The organism is Culturomica massiliensis, from assembly GCF_900091655.1.
Lineage (GTDB): Bacteria > Bacteroidota > Bacteroidia > Bacteroidales > Marinifilaceae > Culturomica > Culturomica massiliensis.
Genome location: NZ_LT594621.1, coordinates 3,982,506 through 4,006,913 on the forward strand (window position 1 = coordinate 3,982,506; position 24,408 = coordinate 4,006,913).

Annotated in this window: 18 protein-coding genes; 16 read left to right on the top strand and 2 right to left on the bottom strand. The window is 47.2% G+C overall.

The window, feature by feature from the left end:
• Nucleotides 1-250 precede the first annotated feature (250 nt).
• The 15 genes from BN8908_RS17495 (at nucleotide 251) to BN8908_RS17565 (ending at nucleotide 19,415) form a co-directional block, all read left to right on the top strand.
• On the top strand, nucleotides 251-1,402 hold the full coding sequence (locus BN8908_RS17495; RefSeq protein WP_068691908.1) for a FimB/Mfa2 family fimbrial subunit: 1,152 nt from the start codon (nucleotides 251-253) through the stop codon (nucleotides 1,400-1,402).
• A 75-nt stretch (nucleotides 1,403-1,477) separates the two neighbouring features.
• Complete coding sequence (locus tag BN8908_RS17500) at nucleotides 1,478-2,020, top strand: PepSY-like domain-containing protein (RefSeq protein WP_068691909.1); 543 nt, start codon at nucleotides 1,478-1,480, stop codon at nucleotides 2,018-2,020.
• Nucleotides 2,021-2,211: 191 nt separating this feature from the next.
• Complete coding sequence (locus BN8908_RS17505) at nucleotides 2,212-3,216, top strand: hypothetical protein (RefSeq protein ID WP_148453410.1); 1,005 nt, start codon at nucleotides 2,212-2,214, stop codon at nucleotides 3,214-3,216.
• A gap of 14 nt (nucleotides 3,217-3,230) precedes the next feature.
• A complete protein-coding gene (locus tag BN8908_RS17510; protein WP_068691913.1) occupies nucleotides 3,231-5,258 on the top strand; it encodes a hypothetical protein in 2,028 nt (675 codons plus the stop codon).
• Nucleotides 5,259-5,367: 109 nt separating this feature from the next.
• The gene (locus BN8908_RS17515) at nucleotides 5,368-6,957 is read left to right on the top strand and encodes a hypothetical protein (protein ID WP_068691915.1); all 1,590 of its coding nucleotides are present in this window, start codon (nucleotides 5,368-5,370) and stop codon (nucleotides 6,955-6,957) included.
• Nucleotides 6,958-6,989: 32 nt separating this feature from the next.
• A complete protein-coding gene (locus BN8908_RS17520; RefSeq protein WP_021986595.1) occupies nucleotides 6,990-8,186 on the top strand; it encodes a hypothetical protein in 1,197 nt (398 codons plus the stop codon).
• A gap of 120 nt (nucleotides 8,187-8,306) precedes the next feature.
• Nucleotides 8,307-9,272 carry a hypothetical protein gene (locus tag BN8908_RS17525; RefSeq protein WP_148453413.1) on the top strand — a complete coding sequence of 322 codons (966 nt, stop codon included), beginning with the start codon at nucleotides 8,307-8,309 and terminating at the stop codon, nucleotides 9,270-9,272.
• Between the two features lie 31 nt (nucleotides 9,273-9,303).
• On the top strand, nucleotides 9,304-9,897 hold the full coding sequence (locus BN8908_RS17530; protein WP_021986593.1) for a DUF3575 domain-containing protein: 594 nt from the start codon (nucleotides 9,304-9,306) through the stop codon (nucleotides 9,895-9,897).
• Nucleotides 9,898-9,908: 11 nt separating this feature from the next.
• Nucleotides 9,909-11,798: an OmpA family protein gene (locus BN8908_RS17535; protein WP_082989306.1), complete on the top strand. Its 1,890-nt coding sequence runs from the start codon at nucleotides 9,909-9,911 to the stop codon at nucleotides 11,796-11,798.
• A gap of 12 nt (nucleotides 11,799-11,810) precedes the next feature.
• Nucleotides 11,811-14,270, top strand: coding sequence for a Calx-beta domain-containing protein (locus tag BN8908_RS17540; RefSeq protein WP_068691923.1), 2,460 nt, complete (start codon nucleotides 11,811-11,813; stop codon nucleotides 14,268-14,270).
• A gap of 20 nt (nucleotides 14,271-14,290) precedes the next feature.
• Complete coding sequence (locus tag BN8908_RS17545; protein ID WP_021986590.1) at nucleotides 14,291-14,932, top strand: outer membrane beta-barrel protein; 642 nt, start codon at nucleotides 14,291-14,293, stop codon at nucleotides 14,930-14,932.
• Nucleotides 14,933-16,282: 1,350 nt separating this feature from the next.
• A complete protein-coding gene (locus BN8908_RS17550; RefSeq protein ID WP_082989307.1) occupies nucleotides 16,283-17,257 on the top strand; it encodes a DUF5106 domain-containing protein in 975 nt (324 codons plus the stop codon).
• Nucleotides 17,258-17,284: 27 nt separating this feature from the next.
• Nucleotides 17,285-17,692 (top strand): hypothetical protein, encoded by a 408-nt coding sequence (locus BN8908_RS17555; protein ID WP_068691928.1) that lies wholly within the window; start codon nucleotides 17,285-17,287, stop codon nucleotides 17,690-17,692.
• A 12-nt stretch (nucleotides 17,693-17,704) separates the two neighbouring features.
• Nucleotides 17,705-18,178 carry a bactofilin family protein gene (locus tag BN8908_RS17560; protein WP_068691929.1) on the top strand — a complete coding sequence of 158 codons (474 nt, stop codon included), beginning with the start codon at nucleotides 17,705-17,707 and terminating at the stop codon, nucleotides 18,176-18,178.
• 259 nt (nucleotides 18,179-18,437) lie between these two features.
• Nucleotides 18,438-19,415: an Rpn family recombination-promoting nuclease/putative transposase gene (locus tag BN8908_RS17565; RefSeq protein ID WP_068691931.1), complete on the top strand. Its 978-nt coding sequence runs from the start codon at nucleotides 18,438-18,440 to the stop codon at nucleotides 19,413-19,415.
• A gap of 106 nt (nucleotides 19,416-19,521) precedes the next feature.
• Here BN8908_RS17565 and BN8908_RS17570 read toward each other — a convergent pair whose 3' ends face one another.
• On the bottom strand, nucleotides 19,522-21,843 hold the full coding sequence (locus tag BN8908_RS17570) for a beta-N-acetylhexosaminidase (protein WP_068691934.1): 2,322 nt from the start codon (nucleotides 21,841-21,843) through the stop codon (nucleotides 19,522-19,524).
• A gap of 200 nt (nucleotides 21,844-22,043) precedes the next feature.
• On the opposite strand from BN8908_RS17570, the gene BN8908_RS17575 reads away from it, so the two are divergent.
• A complete protein-coding gene (locus BN8908_RS17575; protein ID WP_021986583.1) occupies nucleotides 22,044-23,456 on the top strand; it encodes a NupC/NupG family nucleoside CNT transporter in 1,413 nt (470 codons plus the stop codon).
• Here BN8908_RS17575 and BN8908_RS17580 read toward each other — a convergent pair whose 3' ends face one another.
• Nucleotides 23,457-24,395, bottom strand: a complete 939-nt coding sequence (locus tag BN8908_RS17580; protein ID WP_068691935.1) for a DUF4922 domain-containing protein — start codon at nucleotides 24,393-24,395, stop codon at nucleotides 23,457-23,459. It abuts the gene before it with no gap.
• Nucleotides 24,396-24,408: the final 13 nt, after the last annotated feature.

The window sequence follows — 24,408 nt, forward strand, 5'->3', positions numbered from 1 at the left end:
ATCAGATATACAGATTTTTATGATGCTTGTTTGTATGTCTGATTTACATGTAATTTTTGCTGAAACATTTTCTTATACCTTTTTGTTGTTAATGTATTGATATACATATGATTATGTCTTTTTATTTTCATGCACACTCTATCTATAAGTAGAGTTGATTTTTTATGTCGGAGAGTGGTGTGCTGCTTGACGAAAAAAGTGTAATAAAAATAAAAACTGTGTGTTTATTAATCATCTTAAAAGTTTGACTATGAGAAAATTAGTGCAATTATTCGTTTTAATACCCTTGTTAGCTGCGGGCTTATTGTCCTGTAACAAGGAGGAAGAAGTAGTGAAAGACCGGGGTACCGGTAATGTGAAAATGTCTTTCGGCTTTTCAGAAAATCCGGAAGGCCGTGCCGTGACAGCTTCCGGTAAGAAACCAACGACAAGCTGGAAAGACAATGTGAAGGATCTGATCGTCTTATTTGTTAATCCCGCTGGGGTGGTGGTGGATGCCCGTTCGGTTACTCCGCCTACAGGTGCAGATATAGGTGAAAAAACCGTGAGTTTGAAAAATGTTCCGGCTACTGCCAATTGTGATATATATGTCATTGCCAATTCCGGGCAGGCAGCTAATATCAATCGTCCGGACTGGAATGTGACGACAGCCAAAGGTCGCTTGGCGGATGATTTGCTGATGCAATTGGTGAAAACAACTAAACCTACCGAACTGGGTGCTGGAGAGGGATTTCTTCCTCCTGCTGAAATTTTTATGGCCACTCAGAAGGTAACGATTGCCCCCGATACAGACAATAATATCATGACACCGTTTCGGCTGACCCGTGCTGTTTCCCTGATCCGGGTGCGCCTCATATTGAAGGGGGACAATGCGACTAAAATTAAATTTACGACCCAGAATGATGCATCGATCTTTTTGCGTCGGATAAATCCTTCTGTCAATGTAGAGAATACTTATACGGCCATTTCCGGAGGCGGCAATGACGGAGTTTATGTAAACCTTCCTTTCTTAGATACAGAGCCCGCTGCCGGATATACCGGAACGGGAGATATTCTGGATGCCGCTAACGGTGTGACTCTTTATCGGGATTTTATTTGCTTTCCGGGAGGTTCTGCAACCGTGGGAGCCCAGAAATTCGATATTACGATTAAAGGTACGACCAAAGATAATACTTATGTTCCTGCCGGTGCGGATGCACCATTGGGGGCAAATCGTCCTGTATACTGGAGTGGTGCGATCAGCCAGGCTATCGGGGCTAACAACATTCTGGATGTTGTCGTTACGGTTCAGAGCCATGGAGATAGCACTCCGCCGGATGAACCGGGTTCTTACGGAAACCTTAGTATCAAGGTAAATTTGGTAGAGTGGGGTAATGTGACGATGACGGAATTACCTGTTTAATGTGTTGCCGCTTCTCCCGTAAAGGCGGTTTGGCGGGAGAAGCGGCTTTTATCTTGTTTTTTAATCGGAAAGGCTATGAAAGATATCAGTATAATCACGCTGGCAATGATCCTGCTTTGTATCATTTCGGTGGTGGCTGCCTCGCCGGTGACCTGTACAAAGAAAAGTAAGCCCGGTCGTAAAATCCAGTTGGAGGACCTGCCTGCCGAAATTCAGCATCTGCTGAAAGAAACCTGTTCCGGGGTTTGTTCTCCGCCCGAATATTTGACGTACCGCGGTAGATATTGTGTGGTATTCCATAACGGTGAGCTTTGGTTTGACGAACAGGGCGAATTGATCAAAGCTTGTTATTTGTTTACACAACTGACGGAAGGACTCCGGACATTGTTGCCCGGTAAAATCCGCATGCTTGTCGCCGAGCATTATCCGGGTACTTATATCTCCGGATTCGAACGTACGAAGGAAGGGTATACCCTTTTTGTTTTCGGACAGGTGGACGGTGAATTGTATTTTGATACTGACGGGGAAATCCGTATTCCGGGAAAGGATAAAAATAAGAGAGTGAAAAGTGCGAGGTTGCAGACCGTGGGAGATTTTGCCACCGGTGAGAGATTTTAGGAAAACAATTGTTTCCGCAAGTTGATTGTGGATTTGTGTGCTTCATTTACGGTTTACAGTCTGTTGACGGGGTGTGTGAAATGGATAAGAATAATAGAAATTGTAAATAAGGTTTAAACGAGGGACGGGGAAGCGGGAAGAGAAAAAATAGACGTCAGAGCAATCTGTCGGCTGAAATAAAATATGAATATATGAAACTGAAACCAATGCGACATTTATGGAAGAAAAGAATCGTGGGGATGGTTTTGTGTCTGGGGCTGTTGTCCTGTAGCGGTGATTATTACGAGAAGGGAGAGGACGGGGAGCAGGGATTCCTGGCGCTGAAAGTGGGAACTTCCGGGACGGCTTTGACAAATTCGCCGGCCGGGGATATGCGCTTGTTGCTCTCCCGCCGGGGAGGGACGGACAACGGTAAGTTCAGTTACGAGATATACGGAATCAACCGCACGGGTACGACCCTTACATCTAAAATACGTACCGGTAACTGGTATCTTACGATGGTGTCCCCGCAGGGGGCTGCCTTGAGTAATCCGGTTGCCGGACGGCCACTGTCAGGACAACCCATGTACCGGTATGTACCGACTGTTGTAAACGGGAAAAGTACGTTTGCCCCTGAGTTTTTTTTCGGAAAAATCAGTCTGCCTGAGGTGCGGGAAGATCAGACGGTAACCGTCAATTCGGCCAATGTGGCACGCAATGTGGCGAAGGTGCGTGTGTATGTGGAAAGTGTGCGTAATATCGATCCTGCGCGGGAGCAGAACATACGTCTTTATAAGGTGCCCTTGGGGCTGGATTGGGAGGGGAAATTGCTGCCCTCAAAAACGAATCCCGATACGCTGGCATTGCCTTTACAGGGAAAACTGAATTTTACCTCCCGGGGGGACGGCACTTTCCGGAGTGATACGATGGTATTTATTATTCCGGCCCACCGTGGCACGGATTTCTGGAATACAGACGGTACACTCAATCCCAATCCGACGGATTTGACTACGCTGCAGATGGATGTCGGGATCGATTTCAGAGACGGAAACGGTACGGTTGTCCGGTTGCGGAAGACGCTTCCTGCGGTGGTACGCTGCAATCAGATTCTGGATGTCAAACTGATCCTGAATGCGCTCGATATGTCTCTGGAATGTAATGTAACAACCTTGCCCGTTTGGGAGGAAGTTGCGGCTGACGATCCGAATTTACATTAATGTAATTAAAAGATATGAAATCGAAGATGAATAAACGATTCGGTAAAAAACAATGGTGGATGGCACTCTGTCTGTGCGTTTGTTTTCTGGCAGGCTGCGAAGAGGCAGAGCTGACTCCTGATCCTGTTCCGGGAATAAACGGGATGCTGCCCTTTAATCTGGGCTCTGCCATGTCGTCACAGAGTAAAGTGCGGGTAATCCTGTTTTCCGCTCCGACAGAAGCCGGAAACAAAAGTTTCCGTTATAATAAATTGTTTACCGGGCTCAGCGGATTCAATGTACCGCTTTATCCGGGGGAATACAACGATGTTTATACGGTTATCGACGAAGAGGAGGACCTTTCTTCCGTGGCCGGCTGGTCTTCTTTTGCCGCCGTGAAAATCAGCCGGAACCTGCCGGCGGTAACTGCCACTAAACAACGTTATTACGAATATAAAAATATACATGCCCCGAATGACGGGACGGGCAAAATATTCTATAACGGAGCCGATATCAGCAAGACGGGCTTGCGGAGCAGTGTGTATACCATGGCCCGCGTGTTTTTGTCTTTCGATCTTAATCCGGTTTTGGATGGGGTAAGCCTTCGTTTCCGGGAAGCGGAACTGAGTAACGTACCCGGGTTCGGTTACCTTTATCCCAAAGCCTATGACGGTACCGGTTACGTGAAAAAAACGATTCCTCTGGGGACTTCAACCGTAACCGGAGGCCGTTATAAGTTCGAAACCCAGTTGCTGGTGCCCGAATACCTGCTTGCTGCGGCTAACAACCGGCGTATGACATTGACAGTCCGGGCCGACCGTTACCGGGGAACCGTGAAAGAGGGAAGTTCGGAGTATACCGTAAACGTGGGGAACGATATTGTTGACGGAAACACAAGTCGGGATGTCAACCGGAATAAGGTATATACATTCAAATTTACGGGAGTAACCGGATTGGGGCAACAGGTGGACGACTGGCAGGTAAAGGCTGCCGTGGAAGCCTGGGATGAGCGTACTGTGGAGTCGGAAATCGGAGATGCCTACGGTTTTTTCCTGCAAACGGAGAAAATCGACGACTTTAAAGCTTACCGTATGCCGCGGTATGTGAGTTTTAAGGCTACAGGGCCGGGAAAGGTGTGGGTGGATGAGCCCCGTGAGCTAAACGGGGAGAATACGGTTGCCCGGAATGATTTTATGTGTGATGTGGTGTGGGACGACGATAGCCACCGAAGCGGACAGTTGGCTTTGAAACTGGGCAACTGGCGCACGGGAGGTGGTTTTTCTGTCCGGATAAAGCTTAGGGCGAACAATATCGAAAAGACGTTGGTCGTCAACTGTGTCGGAGCCCGTTTTGCTGCCGGATTTTTGAGCAGCACCATGTCATGGGCCGAAGGTATGGGGTATACGAATGAAGCGAATACGGGTTTTAATGATGGCATGTCGCAGGAGGATATGATCCGGTTGTATTCACAGGGGGACGAATATAGGGGGTGTGCCGGTTATTATGAGGGAACTGTTAACGACCCGTTGACAGGTCGGGGCTGCTGGCGGATGTCTACGATTCGGGAAGGTTTATACTATTTGAGAGCTCAAAGGATTAATGGAATACTATGGTCTTCCGAGTTGGGATGGAGCAATAAGTCGTATACGGCCAGTACTACATATGGCTTCCCTTCTGGAGATTTACATCATCCTGGTGATCTCTATATCCCGCTGTATTATAGAACGTCCAGCTACAGGGTACTTTGTGTGCAGGATGATAAACTGGAAAAATATTACCATTTGGAGGTAAACAGGGCCGATCATTCCGGGGAGGTGAGTTTTGCAGAGGCTCAACGGATTTGTCAGAACCTGACCGAGGGCGGTAAAACCGGGTGGCGTTTACCTACGCTTGCTGAAGCGGGCTATGCCTTGCTAAAGGCGGGGCGTGAAGGGATACCCAATAATTTCAATGCCGCTCTGTATTGGCTTGCGAACGGGCAGGCTGCCGGTCTTACTCAGCCCGGCGGGACAACGCCTCCGGGAGGTGTGGCCAATGTCCGTTGTGTCAGAAACAGATGGTAAGCTTATGAGTCGGGATGAAAGTATAAGACAGGGGACGGGTGAATGGGGAAGCTATTTTAATTTTTGATTTAAGATTGAAAAGTCGGAGAGTTTCAAAAAAGAATTTACAATGAAAGAAAGCTTTATGAAAAAAACGGTCGGAACTATTTGCCGGTGGGGGTGTTGCTGCCTGGTGTTGCTGCTTGGCGGCTGTCAGGAAGAGATCGTCTCCGGTCCGGATACCGGGGAGGAATTGTTTTCCCTGGGCTGCAAAGCCGAATCGATGAGCGAGGTGATTACCCGTGCGACTGCAACCGAGGAAAACAGGATCAATAACTGGGCGGTACTGATATTCAGAAAATCGGGAGCCGGCACTGCCGCCGATAATGTGCTGGAACGTATGGTTTCGTTTACGGGCAATGGCAGCAACCAAATGTTTGCCGTACCTCAACGGGAGGGAGAACATTATGTATACGTCGTGGCTAATGCCAATGATTTGCTGGGCGGTATGCAGGATGGCGTATCCCGGGAATCTGCTTTTCTGGCACTGAAAAAAGCAAGCGCTCCGGGATCGGTGGCGCCTCCTTATGTGATGTGTTCTTCAAGAATCGTGCTGCCCCGGCTAAGTGTAAATGCTTTTTATACGGCTACGGGAGGAACGGTCCGGGTCAAAAGGAATGTGGCGAAGTTTACGGTAGAGGTTACAACTATAGATACAACTTTCCGTGCCGAAACGATCAGCTATATGTCGCTGGCGACAACGGGCAGCCTGGCGGCTTCAAATCCCGATCCGGCGGCTTTGACACTGACCGGGCGGGTAGATTTTTCAGGCACCCGTTTGTCCGAACCGGTTTATTTGTTTGAACAGCGGACTTCCATGCGGGATGTCAACTGGAAAGGTCCGGGTTTTTATCTGATACTGAAGGGGTATTATCAGCGCAGTACTTTGCCTTCCTACTATAAAATTGCTTTGCCTTCACCTGCCAACACGTTTGCCGACATAGAACGGAATGTGTACTACCGTCTGCGGATTACAGCCGTGAAAAATGCCGGTCATGCTACTTTCGCCGAAGCGCAAAACAGTGTCTTTGCGAACGACGTTTCGGTGGTGATCGATCCGGATATGACGGGTCTGGATGGGATAAATGAGGTGTATACAAACGGCTTGTATGAGCTGGGGTTGAATGCTTCGGAGTTCCATTTTTGCCGGGACGGTCATTATACTACGGTTTTGACTAAGGTTGTTACGAAAGTACTGGAGGGCGGAGCGGGTGCTGCTTTGGATATGATTTACGAGACCGGTAATACGAATTGGCAGTTGAAGAATAATGGGGGCGGCAAATATGAGCTGAGTTTTATAAATAACGGAGCCGGCCAGCCGGATTCCGACGGCTTTTATACGATCACTCTTCGTTTCGGGACTTTGCGTAAAAAAATCAGAGTCAGGGTGAAAGAAGCTGTACCCCGTTCCGGGGCGACCGTTCAGAAATTCAGGGCCGGTAACGGCCGGATTGATAAAGCGGATTGGCTTCCGGAGGATTGGATCGGTTTGGGCGTAAATTCCACCTACGATGTTTCTTATTTCTACGGTGAAATCATGAACTCATTGAACGAAAACATTTTTATCCTTACCCGGCCCGGTGGTCGTGCCGGCGAGTGGAGGAAAGTTTTCCTGATGGCTCCCGACCATGTGATAGAAGTGCATATCTATAAAAAATGACATATAAACAGACACATAAAATAATGAATTCGATGAAAACGATCTATTTGTTACTGTTGACCGCTTTGTTGGCGGTCGGGACGGCTGCATGCAGCAAGGAAGACAACGGCGGAGGGGCTGCCGGCGACGGTTTTGGTAAAGTAAATATGGCTTTCAGCCTGGAATCCGAGCCCGGAATACGTGCGATACCCCGGTCAACAGCCATGCCGACGACCAGTTGGAACGGTAATATCAAAGATATGCTGATTCTCTTTGTGGAAGACGGAACCGTGAAGGATGCCCGCAGTATACTGCCGGTTCCTGTCTCCGGCGATATGGCGGCCAAGCATTTTGCATTAACGAACATCAAGGCGTCGGCGACGGGTAAAACGTATGACGTTTACGTGATCGCCAATTCCCAGCAGTCCGATATCCGTGCCGAGAAAGCTACGGGAGGCTCCTGGGATGTGAACAGTTGTGTCGGTTCGCCGGTTACGGGCCTGCTGATGAAACTGGCCGTGAATACTGCTTTTACCCCCCAGGGAGCAGCCGAGGCCGGGTCTACCGGTTACCTTGAGTCTGCAGAGGTTTTTGTGGCGAAGAAAACGGGGGTCCGGATTCTGGCAGACCAGACCAACGACCTGACTGCGGCGCCGTTTCGTCTGACCCGTATCATTTCGATGCTGCGCGTGCGTATCGATCAGTCGAAAAACGGTAACAATGTTGTCGATTTTACCCATGCGGATGCCGGTTTCCGTATCCGTCGCGCAACCGTTTCTGCGAATCCGCTCGGTGCGTTAGTCCGCGGGGGCATCAAAGACGTACTTTATACGAAAGGAGCTTTTCACGATGCGGAGCCGGCCAGCGGTTACAGTGGCGGAACGATATTGAATCCCGGCCGGCACATTACACTGTGGAAAGACATCCGGATGTTTCCGGGCGGTTCCGTTGCCACCGGAAGCGAGAAATTTGACATAGTACTGACGGGCAAGGCCCCGGCCGGATATGTGCCTATGGGACATACGACGGGTTTGGCAGCAGCAGCCGATGTTGCGTGGACGGCAGCCGTGAGTACGGCCGTCAACCCGAATTATATCCTGGAGATCAATCTGACACTCGAACGGAGAGGTATATGGCTGGAGGATCCCGCTAATCCCGGTATTCCGGAGGTGGGCCAGTACGGAAATGCGGATGTGAACATCGAGCTGGTACCGTGGGCGGGAATCGTATCGGAAGATATTCCCGTTTAAGCCGGCACAAGGGAAATATCCGGTAAGATATTGATTACTCCGGACGGCGGACTTAGGCCGGAAAGGGCGGGGCGGTTTCCATAACAGGGGATACAAATAATTCAAAGTGGAATGATGATAATGAATAAAATAATAAAAAACGGCAGAACCTTATTGGGCGGGTTATTGCTTGGCTGTATGGCCGTATCCTGTACGAAGGACTATTTCCTGGACGAAAATAATTACTGGATTTATGTCCCCCAGATAAAGGACCGCAGTATCCAGGATTTCTATGTGGCTTTTCACGATGCTGCCGGCAATCATTTGCGTACCAGCCGGTTTGCGGCCGCTGATTTTAACCAGCCTTACGTGACGGACGGTATTATCCGTTCGAAACTGAAGCCCGGAGAGACAAATGTGATGTGTTTCGCCCAACTGAATACGATCGAGGTGACGGAAGGACAGCCTTTGGCAGATTCCTGGCTGGCTCTTCCGGTGGTGGACAAGAAGGCCGGGATTTATGCTCCCGGAAAATTGGATTGCCGCATGCTGCAAAAAGTGGCGGAGGTGTTGCCTATAGGACATGCCGGTGCCCGGGTAGCCGATACGGTCGATATAAAAGAGGACCTGGTGTATCTGGGGACTCTCGTACTTAAATTTAAGAAGCTGCCGAAGGTTGTCGACCGGGTGGAGGTGATTTATTCGGGACTGGCGACGCGGATGAGTTTTAGCGGCAGTTTCACCACTTTTACGCCCGGCGACCGGGTGAAGGCTTCCTATTTGCCTTTGCATCAATCGGACAACGAAGAGTTTAAGGATAGTTTTCTGCCTTCTTCGGGAACCTTATTGGAAGGGGTCGCTCCCGAACGTCCTCCGCTCGGACTGGAAGTGTTTTTCTATAGCGGGGAAGATCAGGTCGGTTATTTTACTGAAAAAAACCTCTCTGAAAATTGCCCGGTGACGGACGGAAACGGTGAACCGTTGCCAAAACCCTGGTTTCTGGAGCCGCGTCATACGGTCAGTTTTTGTTTCGAGGGCTTTACGATGGTAAGCGTACAGCTTGTGGGATGGGAAGATATCGGACAGGGTGAAACAACTCCGGTATAATAAAATGATTCTGTACTAAATGAACTATAATATGAAAAAAGTATTGTGTGTGTGTGCCGCCGGATTGATGTGTTTTTTCGGATCCCGTGAAGTCAGCGGTCAGGCTGTCAAAACGAATGCGCCCCTGCTTCTGGCAGGCACGCCTAACATCGGCTATGAACAAACGGTCAGCCGTCAGATTTCTTTGAATGCCGATATACTCTGGGCTCCTTATATGTTTAAGAAAAACGAGACGGTTTTTCGGGCACTGATCGGAAGCCTGGATGTACGTTACTATTTTAACCCTAAATACTACTATACCAACGACCAGTATGACGGTTTTTACCTGGGTCCCTATATTGAAGGCGGAAACTTCAATATAGGCCTGGACCGTGGGGAAGGCCGGAATAGTAAACGCTATAAGGGCTGGGGCATTTCTACGGGAGTGTCCTTCGGCTATAAATTTTACCTGTCAAAGCGTTTTCGCCTGGATCTGAATGTGGGAGTGGGATATGCCCATTTACAGTACGACACCTATAAGCTGGGCGGTGAATGGGCAAATGTCCCGCTTTCCCTGAAAGATACCAGGGCTTGGGTAGGTCCGACCAAATTCGGGGTGCATCTGGTGTATAATCTGTTCCGTTAATTTAAAGCAATATGATAAGAAATTTACGAATACTAGTGATCTTTTGGTCGTTGACCCTTCTTTTTCTTCTGGCTCCGGGGAATGTCCGGGCCGAAAGCTGGCTGCGTGCTTTCCTCTGGTTTCGTTCCACAGAAAGCTCTGCCGACCTGGCCTTTATCAAAGGCAAATACGACAAAGCCATGCGTTCTTACGAGCAGGTTTATAACCGGCTGGACGAACAGGACGAGCGTAAAAATGTATTGGCCTTGAAAATCGCCCGTTTTTATATGCTTTTACAGCAGAATGAAAGGGCGGTGGATTATTTCGACCGTGTTTTTTATGCCGCCGATACGCTGATGGGTGTCGGTGATGTGTGCTATTATATCGATGCCCTGCGCGGACGGGATGAAAATCAGCGTGCGGAGGTTATCGCGCGTCATTTTGCTTTTATGCAGCCTTTCAGCCGCAACCAGCGTTATCTGAACACTCTTTTTTCGCTGGCTAACCAGCAGCATTATTACCGGCGGGGAGATGCGGAATATGAGGTACGGCTGTTCGAAGGGTGTGGCCCGGAGGCGGAATACTGGATGGGCGAATGGAACGGTAAACCTTTTTATGCCGTTAGTCACGGAATGATTCAGGACCCTCAGAAAATTTATTATCACCGTACCCAGTTTTACTCGATGCGCAGCCAGCGACCCGAAATATTCCGGGATATCCCGCGTGAATTGCAAAGCGGTCCGGTGGCTTTTTCAGATGACGGCAAGATCATGGTGGCTACGAAGATCATTTACCGGAATAAGGGGCGTATCCTGAAACCCGGAGTGGATAAAAGCGTATTTATCAATCAGTTGTATTATTCGGTTTTCGATACCCTGCGTGGCGGCTGGAGTGATTTCATTCCCCTTTTCAACTACCAGGAAGGTGTTTCCTATGCGCATCCGGTGTTTTTCAATGCCGGCAAATCACTTATGTTTTCTTCCGACCGTCCCGGAGGTTACGGAGGTATGGACCTTTATATGTGTCACTGGGACGAAGAGAGACAGCAATGGGGAGAACCTGTGAATATGGGGCCTGAAATCAATACGGAGGGGGATGAAGTTTATCCGCGTATCGTCGGTGATGCACTTTTTTTCAGTTCGAACGGCTGGGAAGGTTTCGGTGGCTATGATATCTATCGTGTGAGTTTCGGTCACAATATTGTGATGTCCGGGACGCTTTATCATTATCCCTGGCCTGTGAATACGGTATTCAATGATTTCGGGATGTTTTTCGACGGAGAAACGGGTTACTTCGTTTCTGACCGCCGTGGCGCTGCTGGTAAAGACGATATCTATACATTCAATGCAGCTTCGACGCCGTTGAGCAGCAAAGCGGCCGTGGGCGTTTCCGACGAATATTCGGCCATGGTGGGTAACCTGAACCTTGTCAAAGGGTTGCTTAAGACACACACCTCTTCCATCGAAAAGGAGGTGAAAGAGACTCCGGTTTATATGTTGCCCGAATCCGGCCAGTTGCTGACGAGTATTTATTTCGAATTCGACAGCTACCGGATTCTTCCCCAGGCCAAAGAGCGCCTTTTCCAGATACTGGCGATGCGCGGTTTCGACGATATCACGGAGATTTCTGTGATCGGTTATGCCGACGAACTCGGTACACCCGAATACAATCTGCGTCTTTCCGAGCAACGGGCGAATGCCGTTGTACAGTTTTTTAAGGCAGAACGGGCACGGCCCCGTTTTTTCCCGGAAGGTCGCGGACAGTTGCATATTCCCCTGGAGGATTACGTTTCTCCGGCCGGTTACCTTTCACTGGATAATAAGGAAGTGCAACCTCCGCGCAAGCCTTTGACACGCAAAGAGCGTATCGTGGCTTACCAGAAAGCGCGTCGTGTGGATATTATCGTAAAGAAAAAACAATAAATATACTCCAATATGAAATCAAACAAAATTTTCTTTTTGGCTCTGGGAGTTTGCCTGATACTGGGATTGCTCGGAGAAGTGAAAGCCCAGTTTATGCCCACGGTTTATGACCATGTTTATGGTAAAGACGTCCGTTTTACCCGTTTGTGTGCGGATTTTCCCAATGGGGATGTGGTGACGATAGGTGAAAACGGAGGCCGTGTCATGGTGTCATGGTTCGACCGTCAGGGCGAATGCCTTTTGTCGCGCACGTTTAATCCGGATGAATTTACCGGCATCCTGAATGTGCTCCCTTTGAAGGACGGTAAAGTTTTGCTGACAGGGGTACGTTCGTCTTCTGACCGTACCGGCGACGCTCCGGGCGGTCAGATGCTGGTACTTTCCCGTCAGGGGCAAATTTCCCACGACATCAGTTTCGGACGTCCCGGTACGCGGGTAACAGGCGGTCGTATGCTGGCATCCGGCGGGTTTGTCATTTGCGGCGATACCCCGGTAGACGACGGTGGGCGCTCGGGGTTTGTGTGTAAGGTGTCGGCCGATAACCGGTTGGTATATACGTACATCGCGACGGCAGGTGAAACCTGTACCGGTATCGATGTGCTGGGAGGACATACGGAATACCTGCATGCGGCTTTTTCGGCCGGAGAAAAAGAGGGAGCTTCCGTCGTGCGCCTGGATGAAAACGGCAAACCTTTTTTTATTACCCAGTTGCCTGACCGGACCTTTCATATCGAGAAGATGATATCGACCAACGAAGGTAAAATCTATATCGTCGGAGAAGGGGAGAAAACGGGAGGTGCAGTGATTAAAATCCGTGAAGAAGGGGATATCGTTTTTCAGAAACAGATTATCCCGGTGACTTCCGCCACAAAGCTTGATCAATTGATCGTTTGTCCTACGGGCGAAGTCCTTGTGGGGGGAAATGACCTGAACAATTCTTATTATGCCCTGCTGCGTTCCGACGGTACGGAACTGACGTCGAGCATCGATAAGGGCGTTATCGCCGGAATGACCCACAATCCGTTGAACGGCGATTGTGTGGTAAGCCTTTACGAGCCTATTACCGAAAAGGGCAAGATTGTAAAGCTTTCCCGCCAGGGACGCCATCTGTATGAAAAAGCAACGGCAACGGATTATACGGAGTTGCGTATTAACAGCAGCGGCGACTTGCTGATGGCGAGTGCCATGAGCGGCCGGTTGAGCATGCTTTCGGGCCTGGGCGAGTTGCAGTTCGACCGTTATGTAACAGAGGGTGCGCCGGCTCATTTCCTGTCCGTGTCCCTTCCGGCAAACGGAGAGGCTGTATTTCTGGGTGAGGGAGCGCGTATTGCCAAACTGGCACACGGGGTATTCCTGAGCGATATTCAGATTATGAAGCCGATAGCGGGAACGACGACAGCCGTATTTACAGTGTCTTTGTCGGGTTATTCCTATTCGGAAGAGGGAGCCCCGCTTCCTGTAACGGTAAATTACAAAACCCGTCCGATTACAGCCTCCGAAGGAGTGAACTTCGATCCGGTAGCGGGTACGCTCTCTTTTATCCCGGCGACGGACGGCAGCGACCGTTACGTAAGTAAATTCACCGTAGAGGTGCCTGTAAATGCCAATGATCTGTTGGAAGGCGACCGGGTATTTGCCCTGGACCTTTCCGATGTGAAAAACAGTTATATGATCCGCAACAGCAGTAAGGCAACCATCATCGATCAGCCTGCGCTGGTACAGTTGATCGGGACCAAGCCCGGTCTGGAAGGTGAAAGCGATATTATTTACGAGCTCGGTATCTTCAAAACAAACGGAAAAGCCCTGACGAATTCAACGAAATCGAATATTATTGTCGACGGTGTGTACGGTAAGAGCACGGCTGACGGGCTGGATTTTGAAATCGGCCGTTTACCGCGTCTGATTATTGAGCCGGGTAAACACAGCGGTACGTTCAATGTTGTGACACGTGAAGATACCCGTTATGAATCGGTGAAAAATGTGGTGATCGATTTCAATAAGATTTATGCAATGAGTGATGTGGATCTTTCTTTCGGGTCTACCCAGTTGAGTTGTGCCGGACTTTTGTATGATCAGCCTGCGATGGTGGCTATCGAGGCACTCGGCGATTACGGCCGCAAAAACAATGTGATCTCCGGTTTCTGTAAGATTTCCCTGTTGCGGGCCAAAGACGGCGCCTTACAGACGAATAACAGCGGTGGTGATGTGGTGCTTACGGTAGCTGTAGACAGCAGCAGTACGGCGGTTCTGGGCAAGGATTTTGTTCTGACGAATATATACGATTTGCGAATCCTGCCTGATGGAAACAGCAGTGCTGTGAATTTGAGCGGTGTTGTATTGTATTCCCTGGAAACGGACCCCCGTAGTGTCATGGTGAATCTGGAGGGTGTACAGGGCGTGAAGGATGCAGGCAAGATTACGGTCAGTCCGGACAAATCGAAAGCCAGATTTATGATCAAAGGTAATAATTGACAGAATAATCATTGAGACTTATGAATAAGCCGGCGCTGAATAAGATTATAGCGGGGACATTGACCGTATGCTTTTGTATGTCGCTTGCCCTTTCCGGGAAGGCCCAGGAATGCCGTGACAGGCATTCGCTGGCCCTTCGCTGGGGGGTATCGGTGCCGCTGGGGAATCAGTTTTTGTCGAAGGCCGGTTACTCGGGCGGAGACCTGGAATGGGACTGGCATTTTTCTTCTTGTTTTTCGGTGGGATTGGGTGTCGGTTACCGTTCTTCTTCGGAGAAAGGGATGACGGAGGACCGTTATGACGGAGGCAGTGTTTCCGGTTATTCGGACCGCAGTTACAGTAGCCTGCCTTTGACGGTACATGCCCGTTACCTGCCATTCGGCAGGAACGGTTTTAAGCTTCAGCCCTACCTGAATTTGTCGGGGGGAATGCAGTATGTTGTTTTCCGGATTACCGGGGACCAGATCAACACTTCCCGGACGAAGGACTGGGGAGGGTTGGTGTTGCCGGGTATCGGCTGCCGTTATGCCCCTTGGGAAAAGGGACGTATCGCTTTCGATTTGCGTTGCAGCTGGAAACTGGCTTCCAACCGGTGGTCTTTGCTGGATGCCGATTCGGAACAGGGAATAGAGGTGATGGCCGGAGTGGTGTTTAGATTTTAGATGATATTGATTTTTGATAGACGCCCCAAGGAAAAAATTACACACTGGGACGGACTCAATTGTGTAATTTACAATTCATAAATTTTTGACGGGAGTATGTGTTTGCCGTCGGAAATGTGAAGACATTAGCGGGGATCGTGCATTTCATTTACAAATGAAAACCGTCGTTGCGGACTGAGTAGGGATGAAATTAAAATTATAACCCATAAACACAGATGCAGTCAACTGAATCGGTACATAGAAATAGAATGGCAGAACGTTTTTCGGGGTATTTGTTCCGTGGTTTATTGTTATTACCCTGGATTGTGTCGATGGGAATCGCCTTTTTGTTTGTATTACCGGTTTGGGTGACTGAAAAATACAGGAAAGTGTTTTGATTTACGATTTTTGATTTACGATTATACGCACAATCCGGCCCTGCAGAAAAGGGGGATTGTAGATTATAGGTTGTAAATCATGGGTAAATGAACTGTTTTGATTTACGATTTATGATTTATGATTTACGATTATACGCACAATCCGGCCCTGCAGAAAAGGGGAATTGTAGATTATAGGTTGTAAATCATGAGTAAATGAACTGTTTTGATTTACGATTTTTGATTTTTGATTTACGATTATACGCACAATCCGGCCCAGCAGAAAAGGGGGATTGTAGATTATAGGTTGTAAATCATGGGTAAATGAACTGTTTTGATTTACGATTAATGATTTACGATTTACGATTATACGCACAATCCGGCCCTGCAGAAAAGGGAAATTGTAGGTTATAAGCTGTAGATCATAGATAAATGAACTGGTTAGATTTACGATTTTTGATTTATGATTTACGATTATACGCACAATCCGGCCCTGCAGAAAAGGGGAAATTGTAGATTATAGGTTGTAAATCATGGGTAAATGAACTGTTTTGATTTACGATTAATGATTTACGATTATACGCACAATCCGGCCCTGCAGAAAAGGGAAATTGTAGATTATAAGCTGTAAATCATGGGTAAATGAACTGTTTTGATTTATGATTTTTGATTTACGATTATACGCACAATCCGGCCCTGCAGAAAAGGGGAATTGTAGATTATAGGTTGTAAATCATGGGTAAATGAACTGTTTTGATTTACGATTTTTGATTTTTGATTTACGATTATACGCGCAATCCGGCCCTGCAGAAAAGGGGAAATTGTAGATTATAGGTTGTAAATCGTGGGTAAATGAACTGTTTTGATTTACGATTTATGATTTACGATTAGAAAATCTGATAACGAATTAAGTTGCCGGTCAATTTAAAATTTACAAACCGGAATTTACTGTTTATATGAACGATTGATTAACGGGAGCAATAAAAATAATCAAATGAGAAACGATCTTATATGCATGTTCATGGTTGTTATTTGTGTTGTGTTTGCTTGCGGCAGAGTTACGGACAAGGGGGGATCTGAAAAAACGCATTTCGAATTACCGGTTATTCCTGCCATGCTTGGTTCGGAGGAAGAGAAGACGGTTTATTTGGCGGAACATTATTGGGATCATTTCGACTTTTCCGATACGGTTTTGCTCCGGAATGAGGAGGTGACGGAACAGGCTTTTGCGGATTTCTTGTCGGTGTTGAATCAGGTGCCGGGACAGGTGGCCGGCAAGAGTGCCGGTAGTTTGTTGGGAAAAGCCTGGCAAGCGGACCAGTCGGCAAAGGTCGGGGGGAAAGATACTGTAACCTGGGCTCTTTATAAGGAAAATTTCCGCTTCGATTATTTCACGGAACAATTTTCGCATTACCTCTATGATCCGAATTCCCCTTATCGTAATGATGCGCTTTACGGGGTGGTTTTGCAACAGTTATTGTCCATGCCGGAAGTACCTGAATTGTTAAAGGAGCGTTCCCGTTACGTGTATGATAAGTTGTTGAAGAACAGGGTAGGTGATAGCGCAACGGATTTTTATTATACAGCGGTTTCCGGGAAGAAGAAATCGCTGTACGGGGTGGAAGCTGCGTATATCGTGTTGTTTTTTTACGATCCGGACTGTCCGGCTTGCCGGGCGACACAGGTTCAGCTTGCAGCTTCGGAGGTGGCAGGGAGGATGATCCGAAAAGGGCGTCTGGTTTTACTGGCGCTGTGTGTCGGGGCGGATGTTTCGCATTGGCGGGAGAATCTGACGGGAATGCCTTCGGTTTGGTTGCATGGCTGTGATTCGGGGCAGGAGATAAAAAAACGTGAACTTTACGATTTGCGGGCGATGCCTTCGTTGTATCTCCTTGACCGGGACAAGAAAGTGATGTTGAAGGATGCCGTATTTCCGCAATTGGAAGACCGGTTGTTGCAGTTAAGGTAATGTAAATATGAATGGAAGTCTGAAAGCATGATGAACCGGATCGGACGACTGGAATATAGCCGCTTAAGCCCGGTTGTGTTTCTGGCTTTTTGCCGGAGAACGGAGGCTGTGATTATGGATGCGCGGGTAATGGTGACGTTACTGGAAGTGGTTGTGTTCCGGAATGCTTTACAGACTTACGGTGATAGCGTGTTGCTGATATCCTCTGTAGAGGCGGGGGAGTGGAGTGGAGATAAATTTGTAGCCTTACGGGAGCGGGTTTATGGAAGTGCCCGTAGGACGCTGGAAGCGGCTTTGCAATTGTTGTGTAGTAAACTTCAAAGCTTTTCGGGAGTTCTGGCGGAAGCCGACACTGCACTTTCGGATATCGGTGAATGGAGTGACTATTATGCAGAGCAGGTTGTAAAAGAACATGGATTAATAAACGGAGATTAAAAACGAAAGGGTATGTTGAATTTCAGTAAGACCAAAGAGGAGCAGGAAGGAATCTCCATGCCTGTAAGTCCGACGCTGATCGGAGCTTCTGTGCATTGTGAGGGGCATCTGTCCGGTAATACGGACGTGGTTATCGACGGGAAGTTTTCGGGAACGATCCAGATTGACGGGCGTCTGATCATACGCCCCGGAGGATGTATCTGTTCCGAAGGCGTCGAATGCCGTACAGCGGATATATCCGGTTTGGCGGAAGGCCCTTTTACGATAAGAGAGACGTTGCATATCCGTGAAAAAGGAGCCCTTGCGGGGGATGTTTCCGTGGCCGGGATCAGAATCGAGGAAGGCGGTATGTTCAATGGTAGTTGTAAAACTTTGAGTTCCGGGAATCAGCTTTGTGCGGTATCTCTCCGGCCTGTTGCTCCGGAATCTCTGGCTGAAAAGCCCCCGGTTGTGGCTAAACCGGAAAAAAAGAAAGAGAAACGATAAATGTAAATATAAATAATAAACAATGAATATATAAATATAATGCCGGTTTCCTGATCTTTCCCCTTGTGATCCGTCCGGATCCATCATATTATACATAATACATGCACATATACACCTACTTTTTGGAAACCGGCATTTTTTACGATACCCCGCCATGTCTGCGGGACCGGTCGTAAATTAAAAACTTCCTGAATCTTAGCTTGTGCGGCAATTTAAAAATACGTAACTTTGTGATAGTATTACATTTAAAATCAGAATTATGGCACTACCTCATTATGTACGATTCGACTGGGCTATGAAACGGTTGCTTCGCCATAAAAGTAATTTTGTGGTGTTGGAGGGTTTTTTGAGTAGTCTGTTGGGTGAAAAGATAACAATTTGCAATATTCTCGAAAGCGAAGGTAATAAAGAGGACATTACCGATAAATTCAATCGTGTGGATTTGCTCGCTGAAGATAGCAAAGGGGAATTGATCATTGTAGAAGTACAGAATAACCGTGAAATCGATTATTTCCTGCGTATGCTTTACGGTGTGTCTAAAGCCGTGACGGAGTATATTTCTGAAGGTGACCTGTATGAGAAAATCCGTAAGGTGTACTCTGTAAATATCGTTTATTTCGATCTTGGACAGGGTACGGATTATGTTTATCATGGCCGGACGGAGTTTCGGGGCATTCATAACAATGATGTTCTGAAATTATCGAAACAGCAGACAGAGAAATTTATTTGTCAGGAAGCAGGGGATCTTTTCCCTGAATATTATGTACTGCGGGTAAATGAATTTGACAAAAAAGCTATCACTCCGCTCGATGAGTGGATATCTTTTCTCAAAACCGGTGAAATCGGCGATAATGCGAAGGCTCCCGGCCTGGCCGAAGCACGGGAGCGTTTGAAATTTTCGTCTCTCGGCAAAACCGACCGTGCTGCCTATCTTCGTAATATCGAAAATTTGCGGGTACAGCGAAGTGTTATGGATACAGCTATCCGGGAGGGCAAAGCAGAGGGCAAAGCGGAAGGCAGAGCAGAAGGCAGGGCAGAAGGTAAAGCAGAGGGAAGAGCGGAAGGATTGGCGGAGGGACTGGCAGAGGGAAGGATAGAAGGGCGTATGGAAGGGCTTGCTGAAGGTGAAAAGAAAAAACAGCAGGACATTGCCCGGAATATGAAAGCACTCGGTCTTGACCCGGAAGTGATTGCCAAAGCCACAGGGCTTACTTCAGAAGAAATCAGTTACTTGTAAATTTGCCTTCCTGTAGGTTTCGCCCGTGTAAGAAATTTACCCTTTCTATTCACGAATTACCGAAACATAAAATTTTCCGGTAATTCGTGAACAGAATGAGGGTGTTTCAGTCGATCTCTATTTCATCAAGGAATACATATGCTGCGTTTCCGGCTCCCGGATGGTCTTCCGGTAAGAATTTCTGACGTTCGACAACTACTTTTACGAAACGGGATTTCCCGTTTTCGATATTTAAAGTAATATTGTGAATGCCTTCTTCTTTGAATTCTTCGCGGTTAGCTATATCTTTTATTTCGGCTACCTGGGTATAATCATTTTCGTTTTCGGAAGCATATACTCTGATAGCTACAGGCAAACAGATCCAGTCTCCGGCTTTATTCAGGCAACCGACATTGACTTTCGAGTAAGTTGTCGGTTGTTCGAAATCAACCACCAGAATCATATCATCGTTACAGGTGCCAACCCAATTGCCGTCGCGAAAATCTACCGTTCCACGTATGCCGTCTGTGAGGGTACGGGAACCCTGGGCTGCGTATACTTCGGATATTTTATTCTGTAACCGGGCCTTTTTCTTTACGGCCTGACTGATTTTGAACGATTGGTTGAATTCTTTGCCTATTGCTTTACCGTTCCGGAAAAGTTGGGCCCGGATATCGCAATCGGAGGTAATGTCAAGCGGTTCTTTATACACCGGCGACTGCAATGTCGGTGTGCTGCCATCTACAGTATAATGGATGGCTGCTTGTTGATAATTGGGAGCCAACGTAAGGCGGATACAACTTTTTTCTTCATCGAAACTTGTTTTGCCGCTCACAGACATAATGTGTTTGGCGTAGTTGTAGCCCAAAGCGTCATAACGTTCCATCAGGGCGATTGTCCGTCCGACAAAGTTTTCGTAGTTTTTAAGCTTTGCCGGGGTCCAGCCGATTTCAGCAATGGCAGCCATACGGGGTAACACCATGTATTGTACTTGTGAGAAATTCGGGATATATTCCGTCCATAGATTACCTTGTACGCCGATAATCATATTGCCCTCTTCCGGTGTCAGTCCTTCGGTCGGTTCCAGGCTATATACCTTTTCAACGGGGACATATCCGCCGATTGCAAAAGGTTCGTTTTTGGTATCCAGAGATTGGTAGTAGTCCAGATAAGCATAGGTGTTGGGTGTCATGATGACTTGGTTGCCTTTCTGTGCAGCTTCGATGCCGCCTTTCGTTCCTCTCCAGGACATGATCGTAGCAGTTTGGGATATGCCGCCTTCTAAGATTTCATCCCAACCGATTATTTTTTTCCCTTTTGAATTCAGGTAGTTTTCGATCCGGTGAATGAAATAGCTTTGTAATTCGTGCTCGTTTTTGAGACCTTCTTTTTTGATTCGTTTTTGACATTTCGGGCACTTTTTCCAAGCCGTTTTCGGGCATTCGTCGCCGCCGACATGAATGTATTCCGAGGGGAATAATGGAATAATCTCATCAAAGACATTTTGGAAAAACTCAAAGGTTTTGTCATTACCGGCACAGAATACATCGTCGAAAACGCCCCATTCCCCGACTACTTTGTACGGTCCGCCGGTACATCCCAGTTCCGGATAAGAAGCTAAAGCTGCAGATGCATGACCGGGAAGTTCTATTTCCGGGATAACCGTGATATAACGGTCGGCAGCATATTGTACGATTTCTTTTATATCTTCCTGGGTGTAGAAACCACCGTATGCTTGTCCGTCGTATTTGCCGCTGTTGCGTCCGATGACGGTTTCTTTACGCATACTTCCGATTTTGGTGAGTTCCGGATATTTTTTGATCTCGATTCTCCAGCCTTGGTCGTCCGTCAGGTGCCAGTGAAAACGATTCATTTTGTGCATGGCCAGCATGTCGATATATGTCTTGATCTCATCCAGAGAAAATAGGTGGCGGCATACATCCAGCATAAGTCCCCGGTAAGCAAAACGGGGCTGATCCTGTATCGTTACATCCGGAATTTCAATGGCCGGTTGTTTTTCACCTTTTTCTATTGAAACCGGCATCATCTGGCGCAAGCTCTGGAAAGCATAAAATACGGCAGATGAACTACCGGCTTTTATGTCGATCGCTTTACCGGTGACATGCAGTGTATATGCTTCTTTTGCTAATGTCGTATCGATGTATATGTTGATCGCACCTGTTTTCGTTTCTCCCTGTTCGGTAAGCAACGGACTACCTAAAGAACGGGCAACGAGTTCACTGAAAAATTTGCAGGCCGGTCCGAGGTCATCGGCTCCTTTTACGATATTGAGAGGGGTTTTGGAAGTTAAGGTAAAATGTCCTTGTGCCGTTTGTAAATTTGTGGGTTGAGGGATAATACCGATTGTTTGCCCGGAGTCGGATTCCTGGCAAGAAATCAGGCCTATACTGTAAAGTACGAATAAGAATAGTAAATTGATTGTCTTCATATGTCTATTGTTTTTACTGTTTTTAGGATTGCAAGATATAATAAAACTGAATATTGTGCAAATATTTTAAAAATGAAGAAATAATAACAAGAAAATTGAGAAAGTAAATTCGATATTTTGTGGGAAAAGATATTGTCAAAATATTCGCTTTTTGCATAAAAAGGTTTAAATTGCACGCCCTAAATTAGAAATCTGATTTTATGAACGGTGTGTTGAAAAAAATTTTATGTCTCGTGCCTGTGTTATTACTTTTGACGGCAGGGGGACTTTATGCTCAACAAGGGAGCGGTATACAAAGTGCTGTCAATATCGAAAGTCACATGTCTGTCATGTCTGTATTGAGGGGTTTGTTGGGAATAGCAACATTAGTCGGTATTGCCTGGTTGTTTAGTAATAACCGGAAGGCTATTTCCTGGAGAGTGGTCGGAATCGGACTCACCATACAGTTGTTGTTGGCAGTCGGAGTGTTGTATGTGCCTTTTGTACAGGCGTTTTTTGAATTTTTTGGGAAAATATTCGTGACAATTCTTGATTTCACAAGGGCGGGCAGTGTTTTCCTTCTGGGAGATTTGATGGATACGACCAAGGCCGGTTATATTTTTGCTTTTCAGGTGCTTCCTACAATTATATTTTTCTCGGCATTGACTTCTCTGTTGTTTTATTTGGGAATCATTCAAAAGGTCGTATACGCTTTGGCATGGGTGATGACAAAATTGATGAATATTTCAGGGATGGAATCTTTGTCGGTGGCCGGTAATATTTTTTTAGGGCAAACGGAGGCTCCTTTAATGATTAAGGAGTATTTGGATGATATGAGTCCTTCTGAGATTTTCCTGGTGATGACCGGGGGTATGGCGACAATTGCAGGTGGGGTATTGGCTGCATATATCAGTTTTTTGGGAGGAGAGGATCCTGTGCAGAGGCTGGTATTTGCCAAGCATTTGCTGGCTGCTTCGGTAATGGCAGCTCCCGGTGCGGTTGTATTTGCGAAATTGCTTGTTCCTCAGACTGAAAAAGTGAATAATGATATTCATGTGTCGAAGAATAAGGTGGGAAAAAATATATTGGATGCTATTTCCAACGGAGCATCGGAGGGGGTAAAGCTGGCAGTTAATGTGGCCGGTATGTTGTTGGTTTTTGTTGCTTTTATTGCTTTTGCCAATTATTTGTTTGTGAAGTTCGGAAGTATGACCGGTTTGAATGAATATATTACACAGATTACGGATGGCCGGAATACGGAATTGAACCTGCAATTTCTTCTGGGATATGCCATATCTCCTCTGATGTGGTTAATCGGTATTTCTGCTGATGATATGGTTTATGCCGGAAGCTTGTTGGGGCAAAAAGTCATAATGACGGAGTTCATCGGCTATGTGGATTTAGCTAATTTGAAAGCGGCCGGAGCTTTTGCGGAGGCAAAGTCAATCATCATGTGTACGTATTTCTTATGTGGTTTTGCGAATTTTGCCTCCATTGGTATTCAGATCGGGGGGATCGGCGGCTTAACCCCCAAGAATAAGCCTTTGTTGGCTAAGTTCGGTATGCGTGCTTTGCTGGCTGGTACATTGGCGTCTTTATTATCTGCGACGGTGGTGGGAATGATTATCGGATAATCAGGGATGAACAGTTTGCAGACAGGGCAAGAGATTTTTCCAGGTTGCATCGGTAAGGGTCAGTTGTCCGAAAAGATCTGCCAATAGTGCAGGCGTATAGCGGTCGAAGTCCTCTTTACGGGGGGTGACGAGCAGGCCGGCAAAGTCGACACAACCGGGGCTGAACAAGATTTTTCCGGCCCCTTCTGCGAAAAATTGCCAGGGCCTTAGTTCCCGCCGGGGAAAAATAGCGACCGTCCATATTCCTTCACTGTACCACGTCAGTAGGTTAATCATCGGTTCCGGACAGGAAGGAATAGAATTTTCCAATATCTCTGAAATATGAGTAAATAAGGAAGAAAGCAGATCACAATCCCCGGAACTGCACAGAATATTTTTCCGTAAATAGTTGTTGAGCGTACTTATCGTATATGCGTGTCCCTGTTGTACGATCTCCCCGTGTTGAATGTCTTTTTCTAAAGGCATGACATGGCGTTGAGCCATTTGAAAGTGGAAATGGTCCGGGGCGGAGGCTCCGCTGCGGGGACCGTTATAGAAGATCGTATAAGCGGGAAAGTCTTTGGCTAATGCCAGCATGTCCGTAAACCGTCCTTTTATGAGCTGAGGGGAGTGTGTCGTGGCCGGAACTGTGAAATGCTTTTGAAAAATCGGATAGGGATTGACGAAGATATTGTAGTCTTGTCCGTATGGAATACCTTTTTGTCCGGCCGGTAAATTTTCAGAGCATAGGAAACATTTTCGGGATTGCAATACCCGGGGGGTAATATTGGCTGCTGTCGAACGAATCCGGTCCGGATTGTATTGCAGTTCGAATGTGTATGTTCCAATGGGAATCGTTTTATAGGCTGCTTTTTTTAAATTCGCATAATTAATTTTTGCCAGTTCGAATTCCTGAAGCTGGGCTTCTGCTAACTTTTCCGTTTCTGTAAAAATATTCATGGGTATTAACTGT